Below are 9,743 nucleotides of genomic sequence, written 5' to 3'. Positions count from 1 at the left end.
AAGCGGCCCGGAAGCCCTTATGTTGCTCGGTTGCGATCTACCTGGCCGTCTCCTCGTCCGGGCGGAATGCCTGCTCGTGAGGGCTAGCGGGGGGAGCGGTTTCGGGTTCCCATGCGGCCGGGGGCGGTCAGAGATCGGATCGGGGATCGGTCTTGCCACCGGCGCCCGCGATGGGGCCACCGAGCGTCGCCTTGAACCAGGCGACGACCCGATCGATCACGGGCTGCTGAAACCAGGGCAGGTCGCCGTGGCCCGCTCCCTCGACCAGCACATACACCGCCTTGTTGCCCTTAGCCCGCAGGGCTTCGAACAACTGTTTGCTCTGCACCGGCGAGACGAGCGTGTCGGCAGTGCCGTGCATGATCAGAAAGGGCGGCTCATCGGCGCCGAGATGACCGATGGGACTTGCCGCCAGCGCCTTTGCGGGATCGGCCGAGATCGAAGCACCGGCGAAGTCGCGAAAGGCCGGTCCGTTGACCAAGAGCGCTTCGGTCACCGCAGGCGATTGGTGCATGAGTTGAACCGCCGGAGAAAATCCCTCGCCGATATTGAGAAGGTTCGAGATGCCGTAAAGGGTCACCGCCGCCTGCACATCGGAGGACTGATCGAGATGATCGCCCTTGTCGAAAACTTTCTCTCCGTTAGTGACGCCGACCATCTGCGAGAGATAGCCGCCGGCGGAATCGCCGAGCACGCCGATACGGGCCGGGTCGATGCCGTATTCGGCCGCATGAGCCCGCAGGTAGCGCACGGCCGCCTTGCCATCCTGCACCAGAGCCGGGAACCTGTCGGGGACGACGCGATACTCGGCGGCGGCGACGACGAAGCCGGCCGCGGCCAACGCCGACCGCATCTCGAAGTATTTCTCATGGTCGGCAGTGGTAAATCCGCCACCTGGGAAATAGACGATCGCAGGCTTCTTGTCGTTGGTGCGTGGCACGAGCAGCGACATGCGCAATTGTCTGACCGCACGCATCGAACGGATCTGAGAATAGATCACACCGCTGATCTGGTCGACCTGGTTTCGGCGTCCTTCGACGCGAACGACCTGAGCCCCCTCGGAATAACCGGGCAGTTGCGCATCGCCCGCGGATGCCTGCTGAGAAAGCCCACTCACAGCCATGACGCCTCCCAAGCAAAGAGCCCGGATCAGTCTCATAGGATGCCCCTTTGTCGGTCGAGATGACATGACCCTACACCAAGAACCGGTGAGGGCATGTGTCAGTGGCCTGCCCACTGGAAAGCGGTCCTCCTCACAAATCTTGTGTGTCGACGATCGACGCCAGGGTGCACGTCTCGCGCCGTATCAAGACAGTGTCTCATAGCAGCACGACACGAATGGCCTTGCCGACGGCCAGCGCCGAGCGGCAGGGCGACGTTGTCGAGGGCCGACAGGCGCGGCAGCAGATGGAAGAACTGGAAGACGAAGCCGATCAGGCGGTTGCGCAACCCGGCGGTCTCGCTCTCGTTCAGGTCCGCCGTGTCGGTCCCGACCAGGCGGATCGCGCCTTCGTCGGGCCGGTCGAGGAGTCCGATGAGGTTCATGAGCGTGGTCTTGCCGGACCCCAAGGCCCCCGTGCGGGCGCAGAGTTCCCCGCTTCGGACGTGGAGGTTCACCCGGCTGAGGACGGGGAGCGAACCTGCCCGGCCATGATAGGCCTTCGTGACGTTCTCGATGCTCATCATGGCCCAGCCCATGCCCGACCTAACACTTTGTCCGACGGGACAAGGGGCTTCGGGTGTGACTATCGATACTCTGACTTTGCGAGCAAGCTACTATTTTAGTAGATTGACAATCCCCATTTTTGATAACAGCGTCAAATGCCGATCCTGTTCTGCCTAATATAAGTATCATTGCCTTATTATTGCGAACAATGACATAAATTTTATATATAGATTAAGTTTTTGCCCCATCTGCCAATCTGTTGTTTTAAAACTTGCCCATACTCAAACTCTCGGACGATTTATTGCTGCGACATGTGCAGTAGAACTGACACGTCAAAAAGAGGATATCATGAATAAGACATTGTTCGCGGGCGCTCTCATTCTCGCTTTGTCGGTCATGGCGAATTCGGCTCAGGCACAGAGCGTTTTGACGGCGACGGTCAACAACAACACGCCGGTCTCAGTAGATTTCTCTTCACCATCCGGCTGTATCGGCACGAATGGTTTTTCTTCCATCGGGAATGGCGGGAGCCAGACGTCGACCATACAGAGCCCATACTCGACGTCGAACGGCTGCTCGATCCGCTACACGCGCTCCGGCAATTTGCGCTACTGCAACTGGAACGCGACGCGCACCAGAAGTTCGGCGAGCGGCCGCTGGAGTTATCCGACCGTCAACACGTCATCGAATGGTTCGGGCGTGACCTGTTCCAGCAGCATTACCTCGGTGGGCTTCAACGGGAATTGGTCCGTCAGCCCGACGATTGCGCCTTGAAGGCGAAGTTCCTTCGTTCGTGAAATAAAAGAATCGATCTTATGCCCGATTAACCGGTCCGCGCCTCATCCGGCGTGGATCTAGACAGCATACGTCGAAGGATACATTGATGATGTCGAGCGGGATGACGGGCGTCGACCGGCCCACAACTCCCTTGCTCCGCGACCCTGCCGGCGAGTCTCGGGTGTCCACGAGCGACGAGGCGAGCGCCCCTCGTTCATCGATCGGTCCGGCAAGCGTGGTCGAGCTTTCGGCCCCGGCAAAGGCCGTATCCCCCAATCGCATCGGCCTCGAAGGACTTCACCACCGTTGCCACGGATGCGCGGGCCGCGCTGGATGCGGGCTACACGAAGGCGGGGAAAACCTCTTCGATCTATACAACAGGCGCCGAGCGGCAGGAGCTGTTCAGCGGGCTCGACCGGCGCGCGCTCTACGCGATCAAGAGCAACGAAGGCGGGAGATTCTCAGATCTCGAACGAAAAATGGCCAATAGCGAGATGCGAGATCGCCTTCATGCCGATACCGGGCTCGATGCGGTAGTCTCAGGCGGTAAGCTCGCGCCGACATGGAATAAGGTCGTAACCTATCTCGACAACGTCAGCGCCGAAGAGAAGGGAAGCTTCGATTGGGCGAAAGAACGCGCAGCGATGCAGTCCAACTACGAGGCTAGAAGTCGTTTCGAGGGTGAGCAACCGGAGAATCTCGACTCGACGAACCAGACCGTGAAGCTGATCAAGGCGGCGCTCGACAGCCTGAAGGCACTCAACGATCCCTCCAATCGGCTGGAGGACATGCCGCTCTACAAGCAGGCGCAGGAGCTCTTCGCCAGCCAGCAGGCCGGCGCATTGACCGGCATTGACATCGAGGCATGATCGCAGAGCCGCAGCAGAAGGGTCGGCTCTGACCGGCATGCCGGCTCTCCCGAACCAGCTGACGCAAATCATCGGCGCTGACGTCCTTGCGTAGCGGTACGCAAGCCGACTTGGCGAACCCTCCCGGTCCGCCCTATCGAATCACAACGGCCCCGCCGAACAAACCCCGTGAGTCCCCCTCATCGCCGATTGGTATGAGCCACCCGCTGCCGTGGCCAGCGTGAGCAGCTTCTGGGCGTCGAATTGACGTCCGCTCCCCATCTTTAGCGGACGCACCACATCAGCACTTGCCCTCGGCTTCGACGTCGAACAGGGTGGTGACGGCCATGGCTCTTGTCACTTCGCCGGCTGGGTCCGTACGGTGAGCTTGTTTCCATCGGGATCGCGAAGGTAAGCGACAAAGGACCCGTTCGGGCGCTCTGCGGGAGGGCTTTCGATGGCGGCGCCGCCATGCTCGGTGCCGGCCCGATGCCACGCCAGAACATGCTCGCGGCTCGATGCGACGATACCGACGGTTCCGCCGTTGGCTGCAGTCGCCGGCTTGCCATCGATGGGCTTCGTGATCATCAGCCGCCCGCCCTCGTGAGCGTAGATCAGCCGACCCCTGGGATCCATCTCGCCGGGCTTCCCTCCCAACGCGACGAATGTGGCATCGTAGAAGCACCGTGCCCGCTCCAGGTCATTGCTGCCGATCATGAGATGGGTGAACATACCTTCTCTCCGAAGAGGGGGCCGCGCGAGATGGCCGTGGTCGAGCGTGGCGACGAGCTGTTGCCAATGGCATACCCGCACGTATCGGGCAGCTTAACGACCGCTGATCAGCCCTTCAGGAAATCGGCCTAGAGCTGCGCCCGACCACGTTGGGTCGGGGCACATCTCCAGGCATTTGTTGTGCCGCGCTCTTTTTCGCCGAACCGGCATCCACTTCGGCGGAGAGCGCTCTAGCCTCAGAGTCGCTCCTTCGGGCTTCTCGTAGCACCCGAAACACCTGCAAGCGGGAGCAGCCCAAGGCCGAAGCAGCGGCATCTACGCGATCATGCAACACCTGGTGAGAGTTTTTCCTTACAGGGAATGTAGAGCACGGTCCCGCAGGCCATTCGGCCCATCGTAGTCATGAACCTGAGGCGGTCACCCGCGTCGCATCCGTCATCTCAGAAGACATGTCGCAGGATGAAGAAGAGGACGCCCGCCAGGGTGATGGCGGCGGGCAGCGTCAGCACCCAGGCCAACGCCATGTTGCGGACGGTGGACATCTGCAGGCCCGAGCCGTTGGCCGCCATGGTGCCGGCGACGCCGCTCGACAGGATGTGGGTGGTCGAGACCGGCAGACCGTAAAGCTCGGCGAGGCCGATGGTGCCGGCGGCGACCATCTCAGCGGACGCCCCCTGCGCGTAGGTGAGATGGGTCTTGCCGATCTTCTCGCCTACGGTGACGACGATGCGCTTCCAGCCGACCATGGTGCCGAGGCCGAGGGCCAAGGCGACACAGATCTTGACCCAGGTCGGAATGTAGCGGGTCCCGTCGTTCAGGAGGCCGGTATAGGCCTTCAGGGTGCCGGTCTCGGCCTCCGAGAACGTCGCGCCGTTCTTCGGCAGGAGCCGGATCGCGTCGGCGGCGAGATACATGTCGTTGCGCAGGTTCGAGGTCGCCGCCGCCGGCACCTGTTTGATAGCGCCGTAACCCTTCACGTTGTCGGCGATGTCGGTCGAGAGCGCAGCGAGCGCCCCATACACGGCAGGCCGGTTCAGGTCCTTGGTCTTCAGGGCTTCCGACACCTGCTTGCGGGCCTCGGCGGCATCGGGCTTCGGCGCGTTCCCGGCATGGCTGGCGAACACCGTGCTGGCGTTCTGGGAGGTCTGGATGAAGGCCGGGGTGGTGTCGTCCGACATCGTGCGGTTGAGGGCGTAGGCAGTGGGGGCTGCGCCGATGAGGATGAGCATGATCAGGCCCATGCCCTTCTGGCCGTCATTGCCGCCATGGAAGAACGACACGAGGGTGCAGGTCAGGATCAGCAGGCTGCGGATCCACAAAGGCGGCGGGGTTTCGCCCTTGGGGGCCTCGTAGAGATCCTTCCGGCGCACCGTGAACTTGAGGGCCAGCAGAAGCAGGGCGGCGGCGAAGAATCCGATGACGGGGCTGAACAGCAGCGCCTTGAACACGCCGAGGGCCTGCGCCCAGTCGACGCCCGAGGTTGCCTGCCCCTCGGGCGCCATCAGTTGGTTGGCGAGGCCGACGCCGATGACCGATCCGATCAGGGCATGGGACGACGAGTTCGGCAGGCCGAAGGCCCAGGTGCCGAGGTTCCAGAGGATCGCCGCGATGAGCAGCGCGAAGATCATGGCGTAACCGGCCGAGGACCCGACCTGCAGGATCAGTTCCACCGGCAACAGGGTGACGATGGCATAGGCGACCGCGCCGGAGGACAGCATCACACCGAGGAAGTTGAAGGCGCCGGACCAGATGACCGCGACGAGCGGCGGCATCGAGTGGGTGTAGATCACGGTGGCGACCGCATTGGCGGTGTCGTGGAACCCGTTCACGAACTCGAAGGCCAGGGCGATGAGCAGAGCCAGGCCGAGCAGCACGAAGGCGCCGATGGCGAGAGGCGACTGGCCCACCGCGTTCATGTCTGTCACAAGACTGTAGAGCGCGTAGGCCAATCCCGCGACCAGGACGAGCAGGAACGCGATGACCCCGCCCGGATGAATGCCGTGATCGAGCTTTGGCCCTGCGGCGGGCGCAATGGCGCCCTTCGGCAAGCCAGTCGGAGCAGCAACGGCGTCGGACATGATGGCCTCAGGACCCTAGGGATCAGTGATCCTGCCAGTAGGTCGCGCTCATAACAGTCCTGTGACACGTATTCGAAATTCCCCTGCCTCGACGGATTACGGCAGAGACCTCGAACGTAAGGCGCCGGCATTCCTCCCGAGCCTGGACTGGAGATAGGCCAGGTGACATCCGCATGAAGCCCGACCAAGCAACCGGCATGGCCTGCTCCAGCCGGACCGTCAGGACTCGCGAAGCACCCGACAAACCTGCATGCCGGAGCGGCCCAAGGCCACAGCGATTGCTGCGGCCCCATTGCCGGCCTTCGACAACGTCATGATCCGGTCGCGGTCGACGCGGCGCTTGCTGCCGGCATACACACCGCTGCCCGTCGCGCGCTCGATGCCATCGCGCTGGCGCTCCTTGATGAACCGCCGCCGGAACTCAAGCACCGTAGCCAACTCGACCCGGCCGTCGCGGCTGCCGCCCGAGATCTTCTCCTAACGGATGACCCCGCAGCCTTCGGCCTTCAACCGGGCAACCTGCCCATCAAGATCCTGTCGAGGGTGCTGACGCGAGCGTAACCGATGCGGGCCATGGCTTGTAACCTCAGGCTTTAGGCCTGAGGTTACCTTGTCACAAATAGCCGGTGTCACCCCAGATATTACGATGACCGGCGCCAGCTGTGTTACGTGACGCCAGGGTGTACCCTAATGTGACAACGAGCCGTGATCCACTTTTGATTTTCGCGAGCCACCTCAATAAGTTCGTTTCACTGGGCGACCGTTTTGCTGAAATGAAGAAGCCCTAATATGTGAAGCCACATTAACAACGCGCTACGATTTTTCATATTTTACTCTCATGCAGATGAATTCTTAAAGATGAGCTCATCAATCACTTTTCGGCCTTAAATCGCGGCAGATTTATTGTTGTATAGGACAACCGGCCTATGCCCGCAGGCGGCATAACAGATGATTGAATTGACTATCATCTACCTGAAAGTCAAATTTTTCTATTTTTAGTCAGAAACGATTTCCTAGATTCTGAGGTTGTCACTCCAGCTAAGAATTATATCTTACAAAAGTCTCGCCTACCGGCGCCCCGAGTGAAAACGGTGACGCCAACCCTCCTCGAGCCTGCGCTCCTCCGCGCTCTCCTCCGGGACGGGTTCCAGACGCAGCAGGATCATCGCGAAGCCGTTCTGCTGGAGATAGACCTGCTCGGAGAGGGCCGGCGCGCGGAGGTCGCGCCTTACATCGATCCAGAGATCGGGACTGCACGGGGCGATGTCGCCCGCGATGTTCGGCCGATGCGAACTGCTATGATAGCGCGAGCGTGTCGGGACCGGACTGCCGACCCCGCAGACGATGGTCGGAAAGGAGAGGCTGCGATAGCACCGCTGCACCCGGCCGTTGCCCGCCACGACGATGGCGATCCGCTCGGGGTGGTACTGCACGTAGGCCCGAGCCGCCGCCTCCTTGCCGACCGCAAAGTCGCGCGCGAGCGCAAGTACGTGCTGCAGGTCGGGCTCGCGAAAGGCAGCCACGGCCTCCCGCAGCAAGTGCGGTGGCATCAGCACGAGTGTGGCGAAGCGGTTGGCCTCGACTTCCCTAAGCTGGCGTTCGTCGCCCTCCTTGGCTGTGAGGCGCAGTAGGTCGGAACTCTTGCACAGGAACCGGCCGGGCTGATCCGGGACGTGGTGCGCCATCAGGAAGTGGCCGAGTTCGTGCGCGATGGTGAAGCGGCGGCGCGGTTCGCCCCCGCACTTGGCGAGGATGGTTCCTTCGGACCGCTTCGCGTCGGTGACGAGGCCGCCCTCGAACCCGTCAGTGTCCAGCTCCTCGATCCTGAGGATCCCGAGGCGTGCGCACAGCTCTTGGATCGGTACGGGCACCGGCAGGTTCGGCTCGGCCTTTAGGATGCGTTTGACGAGCGCCTCCGGCGAGCCCGCGTCGGCCAGATCCTTCCTGCTGATCGGCATCCTCGAAGCCCCTTCCAGTCCTTGAGCCGATCATCAGGCTGCCACGCACCATCTATCCCGAAACCGGACTGTAGGGAGTTCGTACAGGAAGGAATCCGATGTCGCCGCGTGCCTCGAGTGGTTGCCCGCTCTTCAAACGCATCCTCCTGGCCGGAGATCAGCACCTCCAGCCAAAAAATCGCATTGATCGAAACGCTGCCATGAACCTCGAGCGCCCGGCCTCGCGCGCGAGGCGAAGTCCAGCGAGATCCCGCTATAGCCGGAGCAGGCCGATTCGAAATGTGGGGTGGATGAGGGGTGCTGAGCCAGGATCAAACGGCTTTCAGCAGCAAAAACAACTACTTAGTAAGGCTAAAAATGGCGGAAACGAAGGCATTCGACGCCGACGTTCCTAATGCCCTGTAAACAAAAAGCTTCTCAAGGCGCTCTATCCAAATTTTGTAGCAGCAATTTGGTGCACTCGTCAAACCAATAAGCTCGGCATCTCGGCATAGATATCCGGCGTTGGAACCGAAAACTACAAACCTGCCGATATCCCTGGTGGGTCGTGTCCCGAGCGGTGGTGTATATGACGGGCGGTCATCGGCGATTGCCGAGTAGGGTCGGGTTGCGAGCACAAACCCTCAACCCGAGAGATCCCCGATGACCGACGAGATGATGACCCTGCGCGGCCTCATGGAGAAGAGTGCCGACGCGGATTTGCTGCGCGAGATGATCGGCTTTGCGGCCAAACGGCTGATGGAGCTGGAGGTGGGTGGCCTAACCTGGGCGGCCCACGGCGAGAAGAGCGCCGAGCGTCTGGTCCAGCGCAACGGCTATCGCGACCGGGATTGGCAGACGCGAGCCGGCACGGTCGAGCTGCGCATCCCGAAGCTGCGCATCCCGAAGCTGCGCAAGGGCAGCTACTTCCCGGGCTTACTGGAGCCGAGGCGTATGGCGGAGCCCTTCGACAGGCTAGGGATGAGGGGCGCTCACGGCCGTGATCCAGGAGGCCTAAATCCAGGGCATCTCGACTCGCTCCGTGGGCGACCTAGTCCAGGCCATGGGTGGCACGGGCGTGTCGAAGTGCCAGGTCTCGCGCCTGTGCCAAGAGATCGATGAGCGCGTCGGCGCATTCCTCGACCGGCCGCTCGAGGGCGAGTGGCCCTATCTCTGGATCGACGCGACTCACGTGAAGGTGCGCCAGGACGGCCGGATCATCTCGGTCGCCGTCATCGTGGCGGTCGGCGTAAACAGCGATGGTCGCAGGGAAGTGCTCGGCATGGATGTCGGCCCGTCGGAGGACCGAGTGCCGTTCCGTTAGGCGCTCCTATGTCGACCAGGGCTACACCGGGGAAAAGCCGGCCAAGGCCGCCCGCGAACACCGCATCGAACTGGAGGTCGTCAAACTCCTGGAGGCCAAGCGCGGCGTCGTCCTGCTGCCGCGCCGCTGGTTCGTGGAGCGTTCCTTCGCCTGGGCGACGCGCTTCCGCCGCCTCGTCAAGGATTACGAGCGCTATCCCAGCACGCTCGCCGATCTCCACATCGTCGCCTTCGTCTGCCGCATGATCAAACAGGCCGCTCAACTGGAAATCGGTTCATAACAGCCTCTAACTCAGACCATTGGAGAGCTTTTAACAGGACGACGAAAACTCATTCGCCCTGTCAATACTTGATGATTTATGACCGAATTATGGTCGTCGGC

At 61.8% G+C, this 9,743-nt stretch carries 7 protein-coding genes and 3 pseudogenes; 4 read left to right on the top strand and 6 right to left on the bottom strand.

Going from position 1 to position 9,743, the window contains the following annotated elements; genetic code table 11:
- Positions 1-127: 127 nt before the first annotated feature.
- Together MBTS_RS17955 and MBTS_RS17950 are read right to left on the bottom strand one after the other, a co-directional pair.
- A complete protein-coding gene (locus tag MBTS_RS17955) occupies positions 128-1,123 on the bottom strand; it encodes an alpha/beta hydrolase (protein ID WP_238253807.1) in 996 nt (331 codons plus the stop codon).
- A 98-nt stretch (positions 1,124-1,221) separates the two neighbouring features.
- The gene (locus tag MBTS_RS17950) at positions 1,222-1,686 is read right to left on the bottom strand and encodes an ATP-binding cassette domain-containing protein (RefSeq protein WP_244973586.1); all 465 of its coding nucleotides are present in this window, start codon (positions 1,684-1,686) and stop codon (positions 1,222-1,224) included.
- Positions 1,687-2,014: 328 nt separating this feature from the next.
- On the opposite strand from MBTS_RS17950, the gene MBTS_RS17945 reads away from it, so the two are divergent.
- Both MBTS_RS17945 and MBTS_RS17940 read left to right on the top strand, forming a co-directional pair.
- Positions 2,015-2,440 carry a hypothetical protein gene (locus MBTS_RS17945; protein WP_238253806.1) on the top strand — a complete coding sequence of 142 codons (426 nt, stop codon included), beginning with the start codon at positions 2,015-2,017 and terminating at the stop codon, positions 2,438-2,440.
- 482 nt (positions 2,441-2,922) lie between these two features.
- Entirely contained in the window at positions 2,923-3,312 is a 390-nt protein-coding gene (locus MBTS_RS17940; RefSeq protein WP_147829829.1) for a hypothetical protein, read from the top strand.
- A 336-nt stretch (positions 3,313-3,648) separates the two neighbouring features.
- Here the strand turns inward: MBTS_RS17940 and MBTS_RS17935 are convergent, their stop codons facing one another.
- From MBTS_RS17935 to MBTS_RS17920, 4 genes and pseudogenes are all read right to left on the bottom strand, one after another.
- Positions 3,649-4,023, bottom strand: a complete 375-nt coding sequence (locus MBTS_RS17935) for a VOC family protein (protein WP_147829831.1) — start codon at positions 4,021-4,023, stop codon at positions 3,649-3,651.
- A gap of 440 nt (positions 4,024-4,463) precedes the next feature.
- The gene (locus MBTS_RS17930) at positions 4,464-6,101 is read right to left on the bottom strand and encodes an inorganic phosphate transporter (RefSeq protein ID WP_192216155.1); all 1,638 of its coding nucleotides are present in this window, start codon (positions 6,099-6,101) and stop codon (positions 4,464-4,466) included.
- 219 nt (positions 6,102-6,320) lie between these two features.
- A pseudogene (locus MBTS_RS17925) lies at positions 6,321-6,676 on the bottom strand (recombinase family protein).
- A gap of 492 nt (positions 6,677-7,168) precedes the next feature.
- Positions 7,169-8,059 carry an ImmA/IrrE family metallo-endopeptidase gene (locus tag MBTS_RS17920; protein ID WP_192216154.1) on the bottom strand — a complete coding sequence of 297 codons (891 nt, stop codon included), beginning with the start codon at positions 8,057-8,059 and terminating at the stop codon, positions 7,169-7,171.
- 642 nt (positions 8,060-8,701) lie between these two features.
- Here MBTS_RS17920 and MBTS_RS17915 point away from each other — a divergent pair.
- Both MBTS_RS17915 and MBTS_RS17910 read left to right on the top strand, forming a co-directional pair.
- Positions 8,702-9,341 (top strand): annotated as a pseudogene (locus MBTS_RS17915) (transposase); the annotation flags it as partial.
- Positions 9,342-9,354: 13 nt separating this feature from the next.
- Positions 9,355-9,642: pseudogene (locus MBTS_RS17910) on the top strand (transposase); the annotation flags it as partial.
- Positions 9,643-9,743: the final 101 nt, after the last annotated feature.

The sequence above is a fragment of the Methylobacterium bullatum genome (assembly GCF_014845095.1).
Lineage (GTDB): Bacteria > Pseudomonadota > Alphaproteobacteria > Rhizobiales > Beijerinckiaceae > Methylobacterium > Methylobacterium bullatum.
The sequence above is the reverse complement of the archived record's forward strand: the minus strand, read 5'-3'. Positions and strand labels throughout refer to the sequence as shown.